This is a genomic window from Paenibacillus sp. cl6col, from assembly GCF_900102125.1.
Classification (GTDB): Bacteria; Bacillota; Bacilli; order Paenibacillales; family Paenibacillaceae; genus Paenibacillus_B; species Paenibacillus_B suaedae.
This window is the reverse complement of record NZ_FNAZ01000002.1, coordinates 495684-519549: the sequence shown is the minus strand read 5'-3', so window position 1 is coordinate 519549 and position 23866 is coordinate 495684. Positions and strand designations below refer to the sequence as shown.

The window sequence follows — 23866 nt, the reverse complement described above, 5'->3', positions numbered from 1 at the left end:
GCACCCCCTAAGGATGCCTATTCGAACACCTATATATTTACAATACCTCTTTACAATACTCTGCTTAGAAAATCCTGCGTTCTAGCATGCTTAGGATGGTTAAATAATTGGTCTGGAGAACCTTCCTCCACAATATTGCCGCCATCCATAAACAAAATACGATCGCCCACTTCACGTGCGAAGTTCATCTCATGAGTTACGATTACCATCGTCATTCCCTCTCCGGCGAGTGATTTCATGACCTCAAGCACTTCGCCGACCATCTCTGGATCAAGCGCTGATGTCGGCTCATCGAACAGCATCACATGCGGCTGCATAGCAAGTGCTCGCGCAATCGCGATACGCTGCTTCTGTCCACCGGACAATTGTCTAGGGAATGCCTTGGCCTTATCCGCCAAGCCAACCTTACCAAGCAGCTCCATTGCTAGTTTATTTGCTTCAGCTTCTGGCACATGTCTCACCTTTATTGGAGCAAGGGTAATATTTTGCAGCACGGTCATATGGGGAAATAGGTTGAACGATTGGAATACCATCCCCATTTTTTCACGTGTTTTGTTAATGTTGTGCGACTTGTCAGTGATGCACTGATCCTCGAATCGGATATCCCCTTGTGTCGGAGTTTCCAGCAAATTAATGCAACGAAGGAGAGTACTCTTTCCGGATCCGCTAGGGCCTATGACTACAACCACTTCACCACGATCAATAGAGACATTTACCCCTTTTAAAATCTCCAATTTATCATACGATTTATGCAAATTTTGAATTTTAATCATGCTCGCTCAACTTCCTTTCCAAACGTGCCACCACTTTCGATAAAGTGAAGGTTAGAATGAGATAGATACACGCTGCTCCAATCAGTGGTCCCATCGCTGAATAAATTTTGGCACGAACGATATTTGTCTCAAACATCAAGTCTGCAATCCCGATGGTGCTGACAATTGAAGTCTCCTTAATAATCGTAATAAATTCGTTGCCGATCGCCGGAATAACATTGCGGAACGCTTGTGGAAGTACGATCAAGCGCATTCCCATTGGTTTTGACATTCCGAGAGAACGAGCTGCTTCCAATTGACCGTGGTCGATCGATTGTATGCCGGCACGGAAGATTTCAGCCAAATACGCACCACTATTTAAGGATAGAGCAATCGCTCCAGATGTTAGTGCACTGAATTCTACGCCATACTCTGCAAGTCCATAATGAATAATGAATAATTGTACAAGCAGAGGTGTCCCACGGAACACCTCGATATAGGTGACAGCAAACCATTTAAGCGGCTTTATTTTAGACATTCTCATCAAGACAATGGCCACTCCCAATAGTAATCCGAACAGAACGGATATCGCGGATAGCAGCACGGTTATGCCAGCACCGGATACAAATCCTAATTTATACGTCCATAACATGTCGAACCAATCGAACATGACAAACTTCCCCTTCCCTATCTATCACGACTGTTAATCTGCATTTCTTCTATATAAAGAGAAAAAGCTCCTCACTGGTTGAATTCCCACGAGGAGCGAACATATCACATCGAGATCCGTATAGACCGCATATAGATGCAATCCATCTGATCTTATTGTTCCGCCAGTTGTACCGCTTGTGTAATGAATTCATCCAGCTTGCCCTGCTGCTTCAAGCGTTCAAGCGTCTTATTCACTTCATCACGCAGTTTCACACTGCCCTTGCGTACTCCAATTACATATCCTTCACTTACTGGCTTCAATTCCACAGGCGCGACAGCGACTTCCTTGCGATTCGCAGCAAATGCCGCTGCCACAGGCTTCTCCACAACGACAGCCTCTAAACGATTCGACTCCAGTGCAAGAACGAGGTCGTTCACCTTATCCAGCATTTCCTTCTTCGCATCAGGGATTTGCTGAACGACATCCTCGAAGGTTGAGCCAAGCTGTACGCCGATCTTCATGCCCTTCAAATCTTCAGGTGACTTATACTTATCCTTGTCTGCAGCACGTACAATAACCCCTGCTTCCGCCAAGTAATAAGGTGTAGAGAATTCCATTGCATTCTCCCGCTCAGGCGTTGGATCTAGGCCCGCGATTGCGATGTCAATCTTGCCTGTCTTCAGTTCCTCAGGCAATGACGACAGTGATGTATCCTTAATCTCTAATTCAGCGCCCAAATCCTTCGCAATTTCCTTCGCTATCTCAATATCGAAACCGACAATTTGATCCTTGCCGTCGATTGTTTTACGGAATTCAAATGGTGGATAGTCAGCACTCGTGCCGAGTACCAGCTTTTTATTCTCTTGTACAGTTGCTAGACGGTCTTCCTTCGCACCGCAACCTACTAATAATGATAGAATGAGTGTGCATGCTGCAACAATTTTTAATGATTTCATTTGCTCCAACCCCGCTCTGTATATGTGTAATATTCCCCGCTCGCTCTTAGTGAGGTAACATCATTATACACGTAGATGCATAGTTATACAACCATTATTTCTTAGGAATTGGATTTAAAAGTAGAATATTAGCGCATAACTCTTCCATTTTATAATACATTGGTCAATTATGGCAACATCCAAACTATCCTTCTTGCTTCTTGCGGAATAGCGGGAGACTAATTGTGATAACTGTGCGACCTGGCACTGATTCAATGATAAGGTCTCCTTCATGGCGCTCAACGATACTGTAGCAGATGGACAAGCCTAGTCCTGTCCCCTTCTCCTTCGTCGTGACAAAAGAAGTTCCTGCCCTGGCTAAAACCTCGGCTGGGAAGCCTGGCCCTTCATCTTCAATACATAGAAGAACCCTATCCCCTTTCATACGAGTTCGAATCGTCATCACCTGGTTTTCACTCATCGCTTCAAGTCCGTTCCGAATGAGATTGTGAAGAAGCTGCTTCATCTCTTTCTCATCCATTTCAATAGAAGGAACTGGTGATATGTCCAGGCGGATATCCTGGCAGCGAGCCGACGCTGATGCTTGCACAAGCGGGTATAATTGTGTAATGATTTCATTCAAGCAATGAGGACGAAATTGGACGAATTTATGTCTAGCCAAGGTCAAATACTCCGTAATGATCGTGTTCGCCCGCTCAATTTCCTCCATCATCGTACGGAAATAGACATGCTCATCCGCATGCTCCGGCTTATTGCGAAGCAGCTGCAGAAATCCTTTGATTGTCGTTAGCGGATTTCGAATTTCATGACTAAGCGCGGCAGCCATCTCTCCCACAACCTGCAGCGCGCTCATACGCTTCATTTCTTGCTCCATCTGTGCCTTCTGACGCAGCGCCTCACTCATCCGATTCATATCTGAGCCGAGCTGGCAAAATTCATTATTGGATTCGATTCTCACTGTCACGTCATAATCCCCACCGGCAATACGATGAGACGCCTCGACTAAATGATGCAGTGGAGTCACGATTAAACGACGGATCCACCAGTTTATTAGGAAGTAAATCACAATAATAAGTAAACTGATCGTAATTAGGGTTACGACCCATACGTAGAGCAACACGTTGCTAATAACTCCCGCAGGCAGCATAATGATTGCTCTCCAGTTCGTCTCCTCAAGCGGAATTGAGAATATATACATGGAGTTCCCACGATAGTCATCAATGATAATAGACTCCTTAGAGTCATTTACTTTGCGTAATAAAGTCGCTGTATCTTCATTAAGATTGGTGTATATATTGTCATAAATCGTTCGTTCTTCATCTGGGTCGTATAATAAATTGCCTTGTAGGGAAGTAAGTAGAATCTTGCTGCTGGGGTGTACACTTAGCTTGTTTGCTAACTGCTTCAAATCGCCAAACCGTATATCAACTCCGGTCACACCGAGCAGTGTGCCTCCTGAGTCGTATACAGGCGTGCTGACGGATATCATCGGTAGGTTTACATAAGGATCAATGTATGGTGCTGTCAAATAGGTTCCATTCTTCTTCACTGAACCATGATAATAGTCGTATTGCGGGTCATCTCGATACTGAGGCAGTGACTCGTCCACATGTTCTTGTTTATTGAAATTACGGAGCAGACCGGATTCATCATGACCAAACCAGGATGTAAATTTCTCCTTCCATTTCGAACCAGTCTGCATGGTGAACCAGTACCCGAATACGAGGTCCTTCGGTTGAAATGCATACCATTCTGTCAATTGATTCACTTCAGCCTTGATTCGCCCAGATGTGTCGAATATGCCCTGAATGACCCTCGCATACGTCTCCACCATTAGCTTGTGGTGACGAATGGCCGCTTCAACATCGTGAGCGGCCATCTTAACTTGATTCAAATAATTGTTCTGCATGCTCGTCTCAATAATCGAACGAACAGCTTCATACGAAAATGAAAAAATTATGGCCAACGCAGCCACTAGTGTCGTCACTACCCGGGCGCTTAGTTGGCTATGTATCGTTCTGAACATAACATCCTCCGATTAACAATTGTCAAAGACAAGATATCGTAGCCCGTTACAGTCTGGATGATATGTACGCGCGCAGTTCTTCTAAGTCGAACGGCTTCGAGAAGAAGCCAATCGCTCCTGCCGCCTTCGCTTCGTTAACCTTGTCTGCATCGCTATAGGCAGACATCATTATAACTTCGGTATCTGGACGCATTGTACGAACCGTATGCAGTACATCCAGGCCATTCATATCCGGTAGGCTCACATCCATGAGCACAATTTTACTTGGACACGCACGCATTGAATCAAGCGCCTGCTCTCCCGTCTCTGCTTCCCTTACTTCCAGTGGCAGTTCATCAAGTGCTTCCTTCAATAGAATCCGTATAGGCATCTGATCTTCCACGACAAGAATGGAGCAGTGACTCGTCACGTCTTCAGCTTCGTCCATCTGTCCATGCATAAGCGCATTACGATCTACCGTAACCGCTGCTTCTTGTACACATGAACGCTGCTTGATGACAAAGTATAAGTAAATAATAAATGGGACAGACGCGGAAAATATAACGAATAAAAATAGTTCCACTATCCTATCCTCCTTCCGATGAGGACGACAACAATCGAGTTATTACGACAACATCATGGATGATTATGATACATATTATAGTATGTTTTGTCGAAGTAAGATATGCTATTTTCTTAATTTCCCCGAAAAAAAGACCTTTGCATGAATTAATCACGCAAAGGCCGTATAAATTCAAATGATATTCGAAGAGATCATAAATCCGTAGATTCCTCTATCGTATCTGCTTCAATCGGCATGTTGACCGGCAAGGTCACAATAACCGTCGTCCCTACCTCAGGCTCACTTTCGATGGACATTTCTCCTCCATGAGCCTTCACCAATTCGTACGTAATCGCCAGTCCGAGCCCTGTACCGCCATGACTAGGATTCACTTGATAGAACTTGTCCATTACTTTGGTCAAGTGTTCTTCGCTTATTCCAATTCCTTGGTCAACAATACGAACAACCACTTTCTCCGCATCCCACGACGTATGAATCGTGATCACCGACTCTTCTGGGGAGAACTTGACCGCATTATCAATCAGATTCAGGAATACTTGCTTCAATCGATTCGGATCCGCATTCAGAATTTGCTCGTTGCCTCTGACGCGTTCCTCCAATCGAATTTGCTTCTTCTCTGCTTTCATTCTCACTTGCAGGATCGTATCTTCGATAATTGTCGCGATGGATACCTGCCGCCAGTGGAACTGCAATTTATTCTCCTGCAGCTTCGAGAAGTCGAGCAATTCCTCAACAAGACCAATTAGGCGATCCGTTTCCTTATGAATAACGTTCAACCCCAGCTTCGTCTCCCCTTCATCTAACGGACCAGACAGCAAGGTCTCGCTCCATCCCTTGATTCCCGTCAATGGAGTCCGCAATTCGTGAGAGATCGATGAGATAAAGTCATTCTTTAATTGGTTGCTTCGCACAATCTCATGAGCCATGAAGTTGAGTGTCTTAGACAACTCCCCAAGCTCGTACTTATATCCATCCTTGGCTCTGACATCGAATCGTCCCCGCGCCATCTGAGCGGATACAGCCGTAATCTCATTAATTGGCTTCACGATCGAATTCGCCAGCCCAAGGCTAATCACTAATACAATGATTAATATCGTAATCGAAACCAGTATAGACACGAGCACAATGCTATTCAACTGACTGTTCACTACTTCTAGTGAGGTGACAAGTCTGACAATGTAGCTGATGTCGCCTCTCTCTAACAATGGAGCAGACACAGCCATTATCGACTCACCGGTTCCAGGCTGCTTGCCGATCCATTGTTCCAGCTTCCCTTGCTGCTGTACAGTAATCACATCGAGTGAGTTGATCGGCTTGTCAATTCGGAACCCACTGGAGGAGATAAGCACCTTCCCAGTCCGATCCAGAATTTGCACCTCGGCGCCCGGCAATTTGAATAATTCGAGCAGCTCCGGCAATATGCCTTGATCATCTTCACTGGAACTAAGACTTATATATTGCTGATAGTATTTCGTCGTTACGGATGCATGGTTAGTTAAATTGCTGGATACTGAATCATAATAATACGTTCGCACCGAGATGAGAAAGACCACTTCCAGCATCAGCATCGTCATAAAGACGACGATGAAGTAATGCATGACTACCGAGCGGCGTATGCCCGGCTTAATCAAGGAGTTGTTCCCTTCCATTTGTACCCGTGCCCCCATACCGTTTCAAGAAATCTTGGTGATGATGGCTCATCCTCAATTTTTTGACGCAAACGGCGAATGTTTACATCCACAATCTTAGGATCACCCATATAATCCTTGCCCCATACATGATCAAGCAGTACGTCTCGACTTAATGTCATCTCTTCCTTCTCCATGAAAAACTGTACCAGCGAGAATTCCGTAGGAGTTAAATCGATTGCTTGATTATTTTTGGTAAATCGCTTCGCAATTAAATCAAGTGAGAACGGACCAGATTGATACACTACCTTCTGGGTAGTGTGCTGATAAGAGCTGACCCTGCGCAGCAAGGACTGAATGCGCGCAACGAGCTCAGTAGGACTGAACGGCTTGCTCACATGATCATCCGCACCAACAGATAAGGCATATACTTTGTCCTGTTCCTGCACCTTAGCAGTCAGGAAGATGATTCCGAGCCGCTCATTCTGTTCCCTTACTCGTCTGCACACCTCAAAGCCATCAATACCCGGTACCATCACGTCTAGTAGTGCGATATCTATCGTCGGATCGCTCATGATCATTTGATAAGCATCATTGCCGTTATCTGCTTCCACCACATCGAATCCATTGCGCTTTAAATTAATGACAATAAAGCTGCGGATTGATTCTTCATCTTCAAGAATGAGTATTTTCGTCATCTCTACTATCTCCTTACTTCATTTCCTTTAAGAATCACTATCACTTTTGTCTAGTTCTGGCATTTTAGGAACCCCTTGTTTCGCATTCAGTGGCTCCTTGCTGTAAATGCCGATAATCTTGTCACCAAACGAACTGAGGTATGTCCATTTTTCCTTATAAGACTCCCATGCCTCCGGTGTAAAGAATCGGATAATGGCGAATGTTTCGTTCGTATGAAGATCGACAAAGCGGAGCATTTCATCTTTTTTCGATTTTGTATCCACAGTCACACGTCCATACCAAGATTTTGGGAAAGTCAAATGGAAGCGATCCATATGGTCGCGATATTGCTTCTCCACTAACTTCAAGCCATGCTGTCCATCCCATTGGAAGAAGTTCGTAAAATAAGGGATTTCATGAGATTGATACAGATCCCAGCCGTGAGGCTGCTCTGGAATACCGATCTCAATAATGCCATCGCCGTTCATGTCAGAGCTCTTAATATCTATCCTTTTGTTGTCAGTTAAGCCCTCTTGCAATAGGGATTCAAGCATGTGATCCTTATTCATTCCAATAATATTTGATATATAGTTGTTGGCCCCTGCATCTGCATCCGCATCAAGCACGAGTCCTTTACGGTCTTTTGATATAAATCCAGACACCATATTCGTGTACGCATTAGTACCAGTTGATAACTTCAACTCATGAAATTTAACCATCCTGCCGTTTTGGTAATCGAATGAAAAGAGGACAGGTATTTGACCTGAGCGGTTATTCAATATAAACAATCGATTCTTACCGCTCTGATCCAGATCATCGATCACGAATTGAGAATACGGCTGTTCGAACAGTCTAACCATCTCTGTGTCTGTGAATCGATACACAACAAGTCCCTTATTCAGCTTCGGGTCATTGCTGCCGTAACCTACCACAAGCTCAAGACTCTTATCACCTGTCAAGTCAACTAGCTCTACCCTGTCCAACTGAGTACCCTCACCATCGAAGTCGAATACCTTCGTCCATGTGTCACCATCCGATTTAAAGATCATACCATGGATTCGAACTTCCTTGTCTGGCGTCTCATAGAATACAATCGCCTCACCCTTGCCATCATTGTTCAAATCCGCAATGCGAATCGTGCTGCGATCGTCTGCATTGCGCGGCCGGATGATATTTGCTCCTTCAGGCTTTTGGGAGTCAATAATCGATTTTAAATTCGCTTTATCTGTCGACAATCGTGGTTCCTTAAGCATGGATTTGGGGTCTTGAACCCACTGACAGCCGCTTAACATGACACTAGCCAGTAGAAGGAGTAGCGATGCTTTTCGTATTGTTCGGCTTTTTATCATACATGCCATTCCTCCTTTGATGCTTCTATTATTCGTTATTTCGTCGAAACACATTACTTATCATCTATGTAGCCTATTTACAGGCATACTCTCTCATTATAAAAAAAAAGAGTCACCTAATGGTGACAAACCCGTGACAAAGCGATGATTCATTGGAAAGAAAACATCCTCCTTGCTCAGCACACATGCTTCGCACTATATTTGAGCCTCGATGCTTTCTTCGATGCTTAGTATGACAACTTATCGATAATGCCATTATCTGCTTTAATGTCATTTAACTCGTATACAGATATCGGGAAGTACAGAAATCCATATACATACGCCGCAATTTCGTACAACTGGAAGAAGAGAACGAGCGATTTATCCGTCATATAGAAATCCTGATCCGGTCGAATCGATTTGAATGGCTCTAGCGTCTGGATATCTCGCATTTTAATCTGTGCGGCGACGTGCTTAGACAACACGTCTACGTAAGGGGCCCCCGGCTTGAACAAATCAGGTAGCTTTATCAGCTTGCCTGTCTCTGTCTCAAAGGTCAACCCACGCTGATAGGTCATCCCATGGGCTGCATGATAGGGATAGTCATATATACTTAAAGTAAGACTAAGGTATCCTCTTTCGTTTAATTTGATTTCGTACCAACCTTGAACCTGAATATTCTTCGGATCTTCCTCATAGCCGGAAGTTCGAATTAATTCCCTGACCTGATTTTGTATGGTATGATTCATACGCTCCGCCGCTTGTGGATGCTTCGGATCCACAACGACAGGAACGTACACCTCCAGGTTCGGCTTGCGAATAACATGAGGCTCGATCGGAATCGGCAATGGATACAGCATAAATAAAGCCACCTCCTACGAATGCGTGAATTCGGTAAGAAAAGAACATTCTTCCCTTCCATTCAACATATGCATTCATAAGAGATGGCGTGACAATTGCCTATTTACTTTTTCCCAATCTTCATTATAATATGAGAGCCTTCTCTGATTGAAGAAGCCGTCTGCCCTTCACATCGACTGCGATAGTGCCGTCATGAAGTCCCCACAATCGTGTAGCGAATTTCTCTGCTAGTTCAACCTGATGAAATACCGCAATAACGATCTTGCGCTGCTTCGTGCACAGGTCTCGGAATGTCGACAATACAGATTCAGCCGATTGCGGGTCTAGTCCGAGAACAGGCTCATCTGCAAGCAGCACGTCTGCTCCGTGTACAAGCGCCCTGGCAATGGCAATCCGCTGCTTCTCCCCACCACTCAGATCACTACACTTCTTATGGGCCTTGTCCAATAGGCCAAGCTGTTCAATGGTATCCATTGCCCCCATGTAGTCGTCTGAGCGTATCATTCCGGTAGCCATTCTCCATAACGGAGTTTGATGGAAGCGTCCGATTAAGACGTTCTTCAATGCCTTGCGATTGTCCGACAGCACTGGGTTCTGTTCCAAGTATGCGAACTCCCGCTTCACCTTGCGTCTTCCGCTCAACTGCTGCGCGAAGATATCCACACCGTCAACGACAAATTTGCCGCTTGTCCATCTCTCCTGAAGCGCCAAACATTTCAGCAGTGTCGACTTCCCGCTGCCGCTCGCACCTACTACACCAATGAACTCGCCCGGCTGCACCTCGAAGCTAATATTTTTCAATACCTTCTGTTCAGGAGGGTACTGCTTCACTAACTGATCTACTCTAATCACCGTCAAGACTCCTCTCCATTCCGACAATGGCAGTTCGCTGCTTGATTGCTGCGAGAGACTTTTTATGTGTGCGCAGCGATTCACGAACATGTACTCTATAGTGTAAGGAAGGTAGCCCCTAACTTGCAAGCGTTTTATTGCGCCGTCTGAAGATGAAGCCGAGTAGTGAGAATCCAATATACCAAGCCCCGAGCAAGTAGAACATGCTTCCAATTGATACGTATTGAATCCCAATGCCCGCTAAATTCGGCCCAATGATGCTCCCTAAGCTGAAGTGAATGGATGCAATCACGTTAGCGGACGGCAAATATTCCTTAGGCAATATGTCTGCTGCATACGCGAGCCCTAATGAGAAGAAAGAACCAACCAAGCCTCCAACGAGCATGAACATAATGAGAATTCCCCAGATGTTCGTACCCACAAACGGGATGATAAGGAACCCTAATCCCCCTAAGATACCGCATGCCATCAATACTTTTTTGCGGTCGATGCGGTCGCTAAGCATGCCTAACGGCAGCTGAAGAATAAGTCCCCCAATCCCGAAGAATGGAAGCAAATACGATATCCAATGCTGTTCCATGCCGAGACGAAGCGCGTATACAGGGAAGTTGCTATTCATCGAGGCTTCCATGTAACCGTATAGGAATGCTGGCATCAGAGCGAACCAGGCCCATTGGTAGGAACGGCGATAGCGTTTCTCCGGTCTCGATCCGTCCTTCATCATCGCAGCTTCTTCATTTGGCAGCTTCACATATACAATTGCCATAACAATAAGGAACAGGAGAACAATCGCGATGAACGGTGCTGAATCATGGATAGACAACAAATTAATGCCTAATGGCCCGAAGCTGAAGCCTACCCCATACGCCATCCCATATAGGGAGATGTTTCTTCCCCGTCGATTCGCTGGACTGACTGACACGGCCCACAGCTGTGTCGCATAATGCAGCGCGCTGTCACCTAGACCAACAACAATTCGCAGAACGAACCATACCCAAATGTTCGGGAAGAACGGAAATAACGCTAGTGCGATCGTAACCGACACCATACCGGCAAGCAGCATTTTCTTATAGCCGAGCCGAATGAGTATCCGCTCTACTAGGAACATCATGGAGAATACCCCTAAGTAGAGGGCGGTAGCATTCAATGCATTCAGATCGGATGGAACCCCCATTCGCTCCAAGAAGATCGTAAGTAAGGGCAGCAATAACCCCTGACTAAGACCTGTAATCATAACAACAATAATCAGAATTATAAATTTCCAAGTTGGGGAATCTGTCGTGTTCCGCCAAGATGCCATTCTTAAACCTCCCCATTTATCTCTATCAAATGAACATTTCACAATTATAGTAGACAATGCTATGCAATACAATTCATAATAAATGTAGACATTCATTGTCATTACCAAGGAGGCTACGCAGGCATGACCTATCATGTTCGTATCGACTGTTCATCGGTATATGAACTTATTGGAAGCTTCATGCTATTTGTACACCGCAAATGGATTCGCAATGTTGACAACGGCATGACGTGGGTACGTCAAGCAGAGCATATGATGCCCAGTGAATGGGAGGAGCATGCTCGTCAGGTGAAGCGTTATTCACTAACGGATTATGACATGCTGTATGCTATAGCGCTTGAATATACAGGCGGCAGTCATATTACAGGGTACATCGAGCATCTGGAACAGACAACTGATCAGCAATGGAAGCACGTTCAGGAGCAGTATGGCCTGCTAGAGATTTCGCTCACCAGAGATGATTGCCAACGATATTATGTACCCGCATTGAAATGCTGGTATGAGCATTACATCTCGCACACCTTGCCACAATGGGAGCCTATTTTGCTGCAAGATGCGGATGAGAAGCGACTCTTAATGAGCAAAATAACTCCAGAAGAAGTTGTCGAAGTTGCAACGAATGGCATCGTCATTCGTGATGAGAAGAATCATATTCGCGAATGCATTCTTGCCCCAATGTGGCACTATCGTCCTATGAACAATACGTGCACGTTTAAGAACAAGCTGCTTGTCCTGTACGCGGTTGACGAGCCCGCTGAAGATGATTGCGTGCCGTCTCACAGCCTGCTTCGCATGACGCAAGCGCTTGCTGACCAAGAACGGCTGCAGCTGCTGCGTTTCGTTAGTCAAGGTTCACGCTCATTCGCTGATATCCAACAGCATCTCTCATTATCCAAAGGAACCGTGAAGCATCATTTGGCCGTTCTTCGATCCGCTGGATACATACGTACCTATTGGGACGGCGATTCGGAATCCATCGCCCTTCGTCGGGAAGGGTTGTCCGACTTGTCCGTATTTCTAGAAGATTATGTGCAAGTACAATTGTAACGACTGACAAAGTATGCGTAATGGAAGGTTATCGCTATCCTCCTGACGCTTGTCATGTCTGAAAGGCGCAAGGAGGAAATCACATTGACTACATCAATGCCAAAACAAACAATACTGTTCGACATGGACGACACGCTCATTTATTGCAACAAATACTTTGACATTGTCATTCATCAATTTTTGGATACGATGACGACTTGGTTCAACTCATCGAACATGAGCGCGCAAGAAATCAAGTCCGTCCAATCTAAGTTCGACATCGCTGGCGTACAGAAAAACGGGTTTCAGAGCGAGCATTTCCCTCGTTCCTTCATTGATACGTACGACCACTTGTGCAACTTGACAGGCAGAGATTCCTCTGAAGAGGAGAAGGAACAGCTCTGGAAGCTCGGACTTAGCGTGTATGACATGGAAATTGAGCCTTATCCAGGAATGGTTGAAACACTAGAACTGCTTCGTGATCAAGGTCATGAATTGTACCTGTATACAGGCGGCGAGCCTGTTATCCAGCAGCGCAAGATTGACCAAATGAAGCTGTCCGCCTACTTCGGAGATCGCATCTTCATTCGTCAGCATAAGACAGCTGAAGCATTAGCAGAGATTGTGAAGGAGCAAGGCTTCTCACCTGCCAATACATGGATGATCGGCAACTCCGTACGGACAGATGTGCAGCCCGCCCTCTTAGCTGGACTTCATGCCATTTATTTAAAGCGTCCGAATGAGTGGCTCTACAACGTCATTGACATTGAGATCGAGCCCCAAGGAGCACTGTACACTTTAGAGAAGCTTGCTGACGTACCTCGTGTTATCGAGGAATGGCTGCTCGCTTCCAAGCTGAGCTAGATCAAGCAGACCCAAGTTCAATCCGGAACACAACATGAAGAAGCCATGCTGTCTCGTTTCCACCCTATGGGGCGGGCATATGGCTTCTTCATGTATGCTTCTAATGGAGAAACGAATATTCGTGTTCCGCTATTCTTCAACCACTTTCAAATCCCCAGTTGATCGATTGGCTAGAACCAATCTTCCTTTCACCGCTGCACTTCCTCTGGTAAAGCTAAGCTTCTTCGTGCTTCCCTTCTCCAATAGCTCACGCATCATCACCGGAGATATCGTCTTCCCTGTAGCCAACTGCTTTTTCCACACAACGAACTTGCAGCCTAGCTTATAGTTCGAGCAGCCGAACCCCTTGCGCCCTTCAATGATCGTACCGCCACAGCCTTCACGAGGACATATGCCGAAGGTTTCAGGTGCTGCATGTTGTCCGCTTCCTTCTGATGAGCGGCTAGAACCAGAAGCTTGCGTCGCCGAACCCTTCACTTTGGAGCTCTTCGATGTCTTGGCGCTGGTTTGCGGCTTGCCTCTCCCCTTGGATGACTTGTCCGATTCGATCAATGCTAGAACTTCGGCTGATACAGGGCTTTGCTTGCCGACACAATCAATGACATGAAGCGTGAACTTGCGCACAGCTTCCATGAATACATCTTCCGATGCCTCTCCTCTGGCAATCTGCGTTAATCGTCTCTCCCATTGCCCTGTCATCTCTGGTGAGGTTAGAAGATGTACCCCTGCCCCGCGAATCAGCTCAACAGCTGTCTTACCTTTGGTTGCGAGTGTAAGACGTTTGCCAGTCATCAAGATATATCCGACTTGCTTCAGCCGTTCAATTGTCGCCGCCCGCGTCGCAGGGGTTCCCAGCCCTGCATCCTTCATTACTTCACGCAGCTCTTCATTATCCAGGTGCTTCCCTGCGCTTTCCATTGCCTTCAGCAATGTGCCCTCTGTATAAGACTTTGGCGGCTGTGTTGCCTTGGCAGCCATCTCCGCTTCGCGACAATGCACAGGCTGATTCTTGTCTAGGTTGAACTGCTCCGTATCGTTAAGTTCCTCTACTTGATCCGAGGATGATTGAGAATCCCCTTCATCCTCATCTTTCTTTTTCGAACGCTTAGTGCGGGACTTCTCCTTATCATGATCATATAGGAGCTTCCAGCCCCGTATTCGCCATTGCTTCATGCTCGTCTTGAATGATTCCTGCTCGACCTCGGTTAACACCGTATAAAGGGTATACTCTGCAATTGGATAGAAGTGCGCCAGCAAGCGACGAACGATTAAGTCGTAGATTTTGCCTTCTTCAGGCGATAAGGTGCCCGGGCGCTTCGTCGTTGGCAGAATGGCATGGTGATCCTCAACTTTGTCTGGGTTGCACACGCTGCGGTTATTTTTATGAACCCGACTCGGTTCTGCTTGCGCCGCCAAGTCCGCATAACCCGGCATACTCATTAGCATCTTGAGCGCCTGATGCATGCCACCAATATTTTGCTCCGTCACATAGTTCGAGTTCGTCCGCGGGTACGTAATCGCCTTGTGCTTCTCATATAATGCTTGGGCTATATCCAGTGTCTTCTTCGCCGAGAATCCAAAACGCGCGTTAGCATCCCGCTGCAGCAGTGTTAAATCATAAAGCTTGTACGGATACTCCTTGCCTTCTTTGATCTGGTAGTCGGCAATTCGTCCGCTCTTCCCTCTCACTTTGTCAGCAATCTCAGTCGCCTTTTGCTCGTCCGTAATTCGGTCGCCCTGTCTAGTTCCCTTATAAGTTGTATCTCCCTGCTGAAATACAGCTGTAACCTCATAATAGGATTCGGATTGGAACGCCGCAATCTCCTGCTCCCGGTCATAAATAAGCGCAAGGACTGGTGTCTGAACGCGTCCAACCGACAATAGTGCCTTGTGCTTCGTTGTAAAGGCGCGAGAAGCGTTCATCCCAATAATCCAATCTGCCTGACTTCGGGCTCTTGCTGCAGCTGTAAGCCCTTCATAATACTCTGCACCCTTCATCTCTTCGAATCCTCGGCGAATCGTGTCTGCTGTCAGGTCGGATATCCATAAGCGCTTAACAGGCTGCTTCCATTTATAATGCTGTTGAATTAGAGCGAAAATATATTGCCCCTCGCGCCCAGCATCGCACGCATTCACGATTGTATCGCATTGTTTCGCCAACTCCCCGATCATTTTCAACTGATCCTTTGTGCGGCGTTCCGCCACGATCTTGAAGCTATTCGGTAGAATCGGCAGATCATAGAAGTTCCATCGTTTATATTTCGCATCATAGGCTTGCGGCTCTGCCAATCCGAGCAAATGGCCGATTGCCCATGTAATGATGTAGTGATCCCCTTCAATATGCGTCCGATGCTTACGGCCCCTTGGCTCGATGACAGAAGCGATGTTTCGTCCCATATCAGGCTTCTCAGCCACGACAAGTGTCTTCATCCTACCACCTCTTTCCATACACAACAGAAGAAGCCGCGCATGTGAGAATAAGCGCAGCTTCTTACTAACGTTACTATGTTCTATTATTCACTACTTTCACATTTAAGGCAATAGTGTAGTTCCCATCAAATATCGATCCACTTCTCTTGCAGCCTCTCGTCCTTCATTGATCGCCCATACGACGAGACTCTGTCCACGGCGCATATCTCCTGCGGCAAATACTTTACCTACATTCGTCGCATACTTGCCATAGTCGGCCTTCACATTCGTCCGACGATCGGTTGCCAGTCCGAGTTGCCCTGCAATGGTCTGTTCCGGCCCATCGAAGCCAATCGCAATCAGCACGAGTTGTGCCGGGAATACGCGTTCCGTACCGGGAATCGGCTGATAAATTTTCCGTCCAGTCTCATCGACAATCCGTTCAATCTGCACCGTATGCAGTTCCTTCACCTGTCCATCTTCATCACCGACGAACTTCGTTGTCATGATGGAGAATTCACGAGGATCTCTGCCATATAAGGCTTTGGCTTCCTCATGGGCATAGTCCAGCGTGTAGACGTTCGGGAACTGCGGCCAAGGATTTGTACTTGCATCTCGTTCTAGCGGAGCCTTCGCATGCGTACCAAATTGTGTAACACTGCGACACCCGTGACGGAGCGCAGTTGCAACGCAATCTGTTCCAGTATCTCCGCCTCCGATGACGATCACATCCTTGCCCTCGGCATTAATATACTGACCATCCTCCAGATTGGAGTCAAGATAGCTCTTAATCGTACCATTCAAGTAATCCATCGCATAGTGGATTCCGTGCAAATTGCTTCCTTCTATTTGGAACTCACGCGGCTTCGTTGCGCCTCCGCATAAAACTACCGCATCATGAGAGGCAACTAACTGATCAGCTGGGATGTCCTTGCCGATTTCCGTATTCGTCACAAATTGAATGCCTTCCGCCTCCAATAGCTGAATACGGCGATCTACAACTTGTTTCTCCAGCTTCATCGTTGGAATCCCATACGTGAGGAGGCCACCAAGACGATCTGAACGCTCGAAGACGGTTACGGAATGGCCGGCTTTATTTAATTGCGCGGCACAAGCTAGGCCAGCAGGACCTGATCCTACAACAGCCACATGCTTACCTGTTCGCTGAGCTGGAGGATCGGGCTTCACCCAGCCCTCTTCAAATCCTCGTTCGATGATAGCTTCTTCTATTGTCTTAATCGTAACTGGCTGTCCAATTAGCCCTACTGTACAAGAGCCTTCACATGGTGCAGGACATACACGCCCTGTAAACTCAGGGAAGTTATTGGTCTTATGCAGGCGCTCAAGTGCCTCCTGCCATAACCCTCGATACACGAGCTGATTCCATTCTGGAATCAAATTGTGCACAGGACAGCCTGATGTTCCTCCCGTCATTTCAATACCTGTATGACAATATGGGGTTCCGCAGTCCATACAGCGGGCGCCTTGTGTGCGAAGCTCTTCTTCACTTAAATGCTTATGGAACTCTTCCCAATCCTTCAGCCGTTCCAATGGATCGCGATCAGCCGGAATCTGACGGCGATACTCCATAAATCCAGTAGGTGTTGACATGCGATTTCCTCCATCCGTCCATCCGTATATTTGTATGAGTAAGGTTGATTGGTCATTCTTTTGTTGCGGTTTCATGGATTTCCATGCAGACATTCATTGCACTCTTCGACATGTTTTTCAACCTATCCTACTCAATTTACGCCTATATTCCAATGGAGTCATGAACAAATCATTTGCATTTCTTCACACAATATCACATCAACACATTTACGATCTCAATTATTTTTTGCGTACAAAAGATTGGAACAGATGATCGTATTCATTCTTCTCATCAACGATTCCTGGCTCTTCCCACTCAAGCTCCCATACACGCTCATCGTATTCTGGGAAATGCTCGTCACCCTCGAATGTCTGCGCGATTCGCGTAACAAGCAGCTTGTCCGCATACGGCATAAACAAATTATAAATTTGGGCTCCGCCAATAATCATCACTTCTTCATCTTGAGCAAGCTCAAGCACGGAAGTGATGTCCGAGATAACCTCAGCGTCATCTGTACACCACTCTGGGTTGCGTGTCAAGACAAGATTGCGCCGTTTCGGCAGTGCTCCGTTCAGCGAATCGTACGTTTTGCGTCCCATCACAACGGTTTTGCCTTTTGTATTCTCTCGGAAAAACTTCATATCATTCGGTAGATGCCACGGCATTCCATTGTCCTTGCCAATAAGCCGTTGTTCGTCCATCGCCCATATCATCGTAATCGACAATTTCAATTCCTCCTTTGATCGTTCTTAGCAGAGTCACAGAAGTCGAATGTAATATTCGTGCGCGTTATTGCACAACAACCATCGATTACACAGCGACAGGCGCTTTGATTGCTGGATGATATTCGTAGCCTTCGAACTCAAAGTCCTCAAAGCGGTAATCAAAGATTGATTCTGGCTTGCGCTTAATGACCAGCTTCGGAAGCGGCAATGGCTCGCGCTGCAACTGCGTATTCACCTGTTCCAGATGATTCGAGTAAATATGAACGTCTCCACCGCTCCAGACGAACTCGCCTACTTCCAAATCACATTGCTGCGCCACCATATGCGTTAACAGCGCATAGCTTGCAATGTTGAAAGGCAAACCAAGGAATGTATCCACAGAGCGCATGTTCAACAAGCAGCTCAGCTTGCCATCTGCCACATAGAATTGGAAGGAATAATGGCATGGAGGCAGCTTCATCTGATCGACCTCACCTACATTCCACGCGGATACGAGCAACCGGCGGGAATCCGGATTCGTCTTAATTTGCTCAATCACATTCGCGATCTGGTCAATCGTACGACCGTCTTTCGTTTCCCAGTTCCGCCATTGCGAGCCGTATACAGGGCCAAGATTACCGTTCTCGTCCGCCCACTCATCCCAAATCGTTACCTTGTTCTCCTTCAAATAGCCGATATTCGTATCGCCGCTAAGGAACCACAACAACTCATGGATGATCGAACGAAGATGCAGACGCTTCGTCGTCACGAGCGGGAATCCTTCATTTAGGTCAAATCGAAGCTGGCGACCAAATACGGAAATCGTACCTGTGCCTGTACGATCTTCTTTTTTCACGCCATGATCCAAAATATCCTGCAATAATGCCAAATATGATTTCATTCTCTATTCACTCTCTTTCCTTACCGTTCTGAAGTGTATCTTACCTAGTGTACCATTCCAGAGTAAAAAAATCATCGGTATCCCATTCCATTATCATTATCATGTTAATCGGTTACGAATCTGCGATTTGCTAGACGTTCATTGAATCTCTCTCGAAAATGGAAGCTTAATCAAAGAAAAATCCGGCCATCATATGCCCGGATAAGAAAAAAGATAGAATTCACGAAATACCCAACGTTAAAATAACGTTCACCCCTATTGACTCACAATGGGCAAACCGTACAGAATGTCTTATCGTTATTCTTCGAATTTATGACCACATTCCGCACAGAAGCTCGACCCTTTATCACTTGCTACCTGACACACTGGACATACAACCATCACTTTTATATCTACAACTTCCTCTTCTGAAAAATGCCCTACAAAATGATGTCCGCAGCCTGAACAGAACTTTGTATCTAATGTAGCAGCTTTACTACAAGACGGACACAGTTTCTCATTCTGCACCGTACGAATCCGATTTTCAACATCCTGAACTTCTGCTTTCTTCTGATTAATCTGTTCACTAAACAGCAGCAGTTGATCGCTTATTTCTTCTATTGTCCCATTCTGCATGGCATGATACACACATTCTCCCATACGACTGTAGATACCCGTAATTTCTTTTTCCTTTGAAGAGATTTGAAATTTCAACCGATTTACCTCTATTGTGGACTGTGCTTTTTTTCCTGCTTCCGCTGCACCTTGCTTTAATTTATCAAAAAAACTGCTCACCGTAATCCTCTCCATTCCGTAAATGAGTACTGATCATGATAACTCTAGATATTAGTAATATAGAGAAAAACATCTCTGTTTATTACATGAATCACCTTACATAACCAGTACTATTCACATCTCGGTAAAAAAAAGCCCCCGCAGCGCTGCTGCAAGGGCAAAAGCAAATCAATATATAAACAGAACCGTAACAGAACGTATACAGAACCCTCAGAGAGAGAGGGGATTACTTACCTACTGTGTGGATTGGGTGACCAAGAACAACTTCAGCAGCTTCCATCACGATTTCACCAAGTGTTGGGTGAGCGTGGATTGTCAACGCCAAGTCTTCTACAGTTGCAGACATTTCAACTGCCAAGCCCATTTCCGCGATCAAGTTCGATGCTTCAGGACCTACGATTTGAGAACCGAGGACGATACCTGTGTCAGCATCGGATACGATCTTCACGAAACCGTCAACGCTGCCGCCGAGGGACAACGCACGACCGTTACCTGCATAAGGGAATTTACCAGCTTTAACTTTGAAGCCTTTTTCCTTCGCTTCGGATTCAGACAAGCCTACGCTTGCGCACTCTGGATCTGTGAAGCATACTGCAGGGATGCACTTGTAATCTACAACGCTAGGCATTCCAGCAATTGCTTCTGCAGCCACTTTACCTTCGTAAGAAGCTTTGTGAGCCAATGCAGGGCCAGCAACGATATCGCCGATAGCGAAGATATGCGGAATGCTTGTACGTCCTTGATGGTCAACTTCGATCAAGCCGCGATCAGTCATTTTCACGCCGATCATGTCCAGACCAAGCTCACCGTCAGTGTTCGGACGACGACCAACTGTTACGAGCAAGTAGTCAGCTGTCACTTCTTTGGACTCGCCGCCAACTGTGAATTTCACAGTAACGTCTTTGTCTGTTTGTGTAGCAGATTCTGCTTTCGCACCCGTGAAGATCTCAACATTGGATTTCTTCATGTTTTTCGATACAAGTTGTGTCATGTCTTTGTCGAAGCCAGGAAGAACCATGTCCGCGCCTTCGATAACTGTTACTTTCGTACCGAACTTAGAGTACATTTGACCAAGCTCAGCGCCGATGTAGCCGCCGCCGATAACGATCATGGACTTAGGAACTTCTGGCAATTCCAAAGCTTCTGTCGAAGACAGGATGCGTCCAGTGAATGGGAAAGGCTTCAATTCGATTGGACGGGAACCTGTTGCGATGATGCAGTTTTTGAATTTATAGCGCGGTGCTTCTTGATCGTTGAAGACACGTGCTTCATTTTCATTGATGAACATGCATTCGCCTTTGAAGATTTGAACTTTGTTAGCTTTCAACAAAGCGCCTACGCCGCCAGTCAATTTCTTAACTACGCCGCCTTTAAATTCTTGCACTTTTGTGAAGTCCACTTTTACGTTTTCTGCAGTAATACCGATTGCAGAAGCGTGTTGTGTTACTTCATATTGGTGTGCAGCGCTGATAAGCGCTTTGGATGGGATACAACCGCGGTTCAAGCACACACCGCCGAGTTCGGATTTATCTACGATGAGTACGCTTTGGCCGAGTTGGGCAGCGCGAATCGCTGCCACGTAACCGCCAGGGCCTGCCCCGATAACCAAAGTGTCAATGTTCAAAGATGCGTCTCCTACTACCATTTGGTTACACCTCCATAACAAGCAACTCAGGATTAGCAAGCAGTTGCTTGATGTAGTTCATAAAGTTTTGAGCTGTCGCGCCATCGATCAGACGGTGGTCGAAGCTGAGGGACAATGCCATAACTGGCGCTGCCACGATTTCGCCGTTCTTCACAACTGGCTTCTCGGAGATACGGCCTGTACCCAAGATTGCAACTTCTGGGAAGTTGATGATTGGAGTAAAGAACATACCGCCAGCGGAACCAATGTTTGTGATTGTGATTGTGCTGCCTTTCAGTTCGTTCGGAGCAAGTTTGCCTTCACGACCGCGGCTAGCCAAATCTTTAATATCGTTAGCGATCATCCAGATGCTGCGACGATCTGCATCATTGATTACAGGAACCATCAAGCCGTTGTCTGTATCTGTTGCGATACCGATATTGTAGTACTTTTTGTACACGATTTCGTTGTTTGCTTCGTCGATCATTGCGTTCATCGCAGGGAATTGACGGCAAGCTGCAACGAGTGCTTTTACGATGAATGGAAGGTAAGTTACTTTTGTACCTTTCTTCTCCATCATTGGCTTCAAGCGTGTGCGGAATGCAACAAGCTCGCCAACTTCCACTTCGTCCATGATTGTAACGTGTGGAGCTGTGTAAGCCGATTTAACCATTGCATTCGAAATCGCCTTACGGATACCTTTGAATGGTACACGCTCTTCTTCAGCATCGCGTCCAGTTGCTGCTGCCGCTGGAGCTGCTTTTTTCGCTTCTTCAGCTTTAGGAGCTTCAGTTGCTGCTGGAGCTGTTGCAGGTGCTCCGCCGTTAGCGAATGCTTCTACATCTTCACGAGTGATTTTGCCGTTCTTGCCAGTAGCAGGAACTTCAGCAATGTTCACGCCAAGATCACGAGCATGCTTGCGAACGCTTGGAGTTGCTAGTACATCACGGTTAGGTGCTGCTGCTACGCCTTCAGCTTTAGGAGCTTCAGCTGCTGCTGGTGCAGGAGCTGCTTCCTCTTGAGCTGCTTCTTCTGGCATATCTTGCTCAGGGATTTCACCTTCAGCGTCGATGATCGCTACTACTTCGCCCATATGGCATACTTGACCATCTTTCGCGAATACTTCCAATACCGTACCATTTACAGGGCAAGGAACTTCAACGATAGCTTTATCGTTTTGTACTTCCATGATGATATCATCATCAGTTACCTTGTCTCCTGCTTTAATGTGCATTTTGATAATTTCGCCTTCGTGAAGGCCCTCCCCTAGTTCAGGGAAGCGATACTCAAATTTAGCCACAGTAAAATCCTCCTTCTCTCTGTTCCGGTTCTATCTTAGAAGTTCAATACTTTGTTGACGCCTGCTACGATACGAGCTGGTGATGGCAACCATTGATCTTCGATTTGTGCAAAAGGATACACTGTATCTGGACCTGCAATGCGAAGTACAGGTGCTTCCAAGTGAAGAATCGCTTTTTCGTTGATTTGTGCAATAACTTCTGCAGCTACGCCGGAAGTCTTTTGCGCTTCTTGTACCACAATTGCGCGGTTCGTCTTCTTGATAGACTCAACGATTGTGTCGATATCAAGCGGCGCCAATGTGCGAAGGTCGATAACTTCTGCTTGCACGCCTTCTTTTTCAAGTTCAGCAGCAGCTTTCATTGCTGTGTGAACCATCAAGCCGTATGCAAGAATTGTTACGTCTTTACCTTCACGAACAACTTTCGCTTTACCGATTTCAACTGTATATTCGCCTTCTGGCACTTCATCACGGAATGCATGATACAAGTTCAAGTGTTCCATGAAGAATACTGGATCATTGTCACGGATTGCGGAAATCATCAATCCTTTTGCATCGTAAGGGTTGGAAGGAACAATAACCTTGATACCTGGTGTTTGTACCATCAAACCTTCAAGGGAGTCTGTATGCAATTCTGCAGCTTTTACGCCGCCACCGAATGGTGTGCGGAATACGATTGGCGAGTTGTAGCGGCCGCCGGAACGGAAGCGCATGCGTGCTGCTTGAACGCACATTTGGTCAAGTGCTTCATAGATGAAACCTACAAATTGGATTTCAGCAACAGGACGGAAGCCTTGAACGCCCAAACCTACTGCCATACCGCCGATTGCGGACTCTGCAAGCGGAGTATCAAATACACGCTCTTCACCAAATTCTTTTTGCAAACCTTCAGTCGCACGGAATACACCGCCGACATGGCCAACGTCTTCACCAAAGACCACAACATTAGGGTCTCTTTTCAATTCAACGCGCATTGCGTCGCGAATTGCTTCTTTCATATTCATTTGTGCCATTGCTTGTTTCCTCCTTACCGTTATCACAGAACCATATATGGAATCGTTGTCCTCGCATCAACGAG

Annotated in this window: 21 protein-coding genes; 2 read left to right on the top strand and 19 right to left on the bottom strand. The window is 46.2% G+C overall.

Features of this window, described 5'->3' with window-relative positions; translation table 11 throughout:
• Nucleotides 1-50: 50 nt before the first annotated feature.
• From BLS15_RS06515 to BLS15_RS06465, 11 genes are all read right to left on the bottom strand, one after another.
• On the bottom strand, nucleotides 51-773 hold the full coding sequence (locus BLS15_RS06515; RefSeq protein WP_021253866.1) for an amino acid ABC transporter ATP-binding protein: 723 nt from the start codon (nucleotides 771-773) through the stop codon (nucleotides 51-53).
• Nucleotides 766-1422, bottom strand: coding sequence for an amino acid ABC transporter permease (locus tag BLS15_RS06510; RefSeq protein WP_021253867.1), 657 nt, complete (start codon nucleotides 1420-1422; stop codon nucleotides 766-768). Before BLS15_RS06510 ends, BLS15_RS06515 begins: the two co-directional genes overlap by 8 nt.
• Before the next feature lie 152 nt (nucleotides 1423-1574).
• Entirely contained in the window at nucleotides 1575-2360 is a 786-nt protein-coding gene (locus tag BLS15_RS06505; protein ID WP_021253868.1) for a transporter substrate-binding domain-containing protein, read from the bottom strand.
• 184 nt (nucleotides 2361-2544) lie between these two features.
• Nucleotides 2545-4386, bottom strand: coding sequence for a HAMP domain-containing sensor histidine kinase (locus BLS15_RS06500; protein ID WP_090510527.1), 1842 nt, complete (start codon nucleotides 4384-4386; stop codon nucleotides 2545-2547).
• Nucleotides 4387-4432: 46 nt separating this feature from the next.
• Nucleotides 4433-4948, bottom strand: coding sequence for a response regulator (locus BLS15_RS06495; RefSeq protein WP_021253870.1), 516 nt, complete (start codon nucleotides 4946-4948; stop codon nucleotides 4433-4435).
• A gap of 191 nt (nucleotides 4949-5139) precedes the next feature.
• Nucleotides 5140-6597, bottom strand: a complete 1458-nt coding sequence (locus BLS15_RS06490; protein WP_021253871.1) for a sensor histidine kinase — start codon at nucleotides 6595-6597, stop codon at nucleotides 5140-5142.
• Nucleotides 6576-7274 (bottom strand): response regulator transcription factor, encoded by a 699-nt coding sequence (locus BLS15_RS06485; RefSeq protein ID WP_021253872.1) that lies wholly within the window; start codon nucleotides 7272-7274, stop codon nucleotides 6576-6578. The genes BLS15_RS06490 and BLS15_RS06485 overlap by 22 nt, the downstream gene beginning before the upstream one ends.
• 27 nt (nucleotides 7275-7301) lie before the next feature.
• On the bottom strand, nucleotides 7302-8603 hold the full coding sequence (locus BLS15_RS06480; RefSeq protein WP_021253873.1) for a hypothetical protein: 1302 nt from the start codon (nucleotides 8601-8603) through the stop codon (nucleotides 7302-7304).
• 227 nt (nucleotides 8604-8830) lie between these two features.
• Nucleotides 8831-9442, bottom strand: coding sequence for a DUF3298 and DUF4163 domain-containing protein (locus BLS15_RS06475; RefSeq protein WP_090510523.1), 612 nt, complete (start codon nucleotides 9440-9442; stop codon nucleotides 8831-8833).
• 124 nt (nucleotides 9443-9566) lie between these two features.
• Nucleotides 9567-10295: a phosphonate ABC transporter ATP-binding protein gene (locus BLS15_RS06470; protein ID WP_021253875.1), complete on the bottom strand. Its 729-nt coding sequence runs from the start codon at nucleotides 10293-10295 to the stop codon at nucleotides 9567-9569.
• 118 nt (nucleotides 10296-10413) lie between these two features.
• Nucleotides 10414-11595: an MFS transporter gene (locus BLS15_RS06465; RefSeq protein WP_021253876.1), complete on the bottom strand. Its 1182-nt coding sequence runs from the start codon at nucleotides 11593-11595 to the stop codon at nucleotides 10414-10416.
• 123 nt (nucleotides 11596-11718) lie between these two features.
• On the opposite strand from BLS15_RS06465, the gene BLS15_RS06460 reads away from it, so the two are divergent.
• Nucleotides 11719-12642 (top strand): ArsR/SmtB family transcription factor, encoded by a 924-nt coding sequence (locus BLS15_RS06460; RefSeq protein WP_021253877.1) that lies wholly within the window; start codon nucleotides 11719-11721, stop codon nucleotides 12640-12642.
• Nucleotides 12643-12726: 84 nt separating this feature from the next.
• Nucleotides 12727-13485, top strand: a complete 759-nt coding sequence (locus BLS15_RS06455; RefSeq protein WP_028533040.1) for an HAD family hydrolase — start codon at nucleotides 12727-12729, stop codon at nucleotides 13483-13485.
• A gap of 129 nt (nucleotides 13486-13614) precedes the next feature.
• Here the strand turns inward: BLS15_RS06455 and BLS15_RS06450 are convergent, their stop codons facing one another.
• From BLS15_RS06450 to BLS15_RS06415, 8 genes are all read right to left on the bottom strand, one after another.
• On the bottom strand, nucleotides 13615-15915 hold the full coding sequence (locus tag BLS15_RS06450; RefSeq protein WP_021253879.1) for a type IA DNA topoisomerase: 2301 nt from the start codon (nucleotides 15913-15915) through the stop codon (nucleotides 13615-13617).
• A gap of 102 nt (nucleotides 15916-16017) precedes the next feature.
• Complete coding sequence (locus BLS15_RS06445) at nucleotides 16018-17505, bottom strand: glutamate synthase subunit beta (protein WP_021253880.1); 1488 nt, start codon at nucleotides 17503-17505, stop codon at nucleotides 16018-16020.
• Between the two features lie 219 nt (nucleotides 17506-17724).
• Complete coding sequence (locus BLS15_RS06440; RefSeq protein WP_021253881.1) at nucleotides 17725-18210, bottom strand: dihydrofolate reductase; 486 nt, start codon at nucleotides 18208-18210, stop codon at nucleotides 17725-17727.
• Nucleotides 18211-18295: 85 nt separating this feature from the next.
• Nucleotides 18296-19090 (bottom strand): thymidylate synthase, encoded by a 795-nt coding sequence (thyA, locus tag BLS15_RS06435; RefSeq protein ID WP_021253882.1) that lies wholly within the window; start codon nucleotides 19088-19090, stop codon nucleotides 18296-18298.
• Nucleotides 19091-19387: 297 nt separating this feature from the next.
• Entirely contained in the window at nucleotides 19388-19864 is a 477-nt protein-coding gene (locus BLS15_RS06430; protein WP_021253883.1) for a zinc ribbon domain-containing protein, read from the bottom strand.
• Nucleotides 19865-20090: 226 nt separating this feature from the next.
• Nucleotides 20091-21509 (bottom strand): dihydrolipoyl dehydrogenase, encoded by a 1419-nt coding sequence (lpdA, locus tag BLS15_RS06425; RefSeq protein ID WP_090510519.1) that lies wholly within the window; start codon nucleotides 21507-21509, stop codon nucleotides 20091-20093.
• Between the two features lie 4 nt (nucleotides 21510-21513).
• On the bottom strand, nucleotides 21514-22788 hold the full coding sequence (locus BLS15_RS06420) for a dihydrolipoamide acetyltransferase family protein (RefSeq protein WP_021253885.1): 1275 nt from the start codon (nucleotides 22786-22788) through the stop codon (nucleotides 21514-21516).
• 35 nt (nucleotides 22789-22823) lie between these two features.
• Entirely contained in the window at nucleotides 22824-23801 is a 978-nt protein-coding gene (locus BLS15_RS06415; protein WP_021253886.1) for an alpha-ketoacid dehydrogenase subunit beta, read from the bottom strand.
• Between the last annotated feature and the right edge of the window lie 65 nt (nucleotides 23802-23866).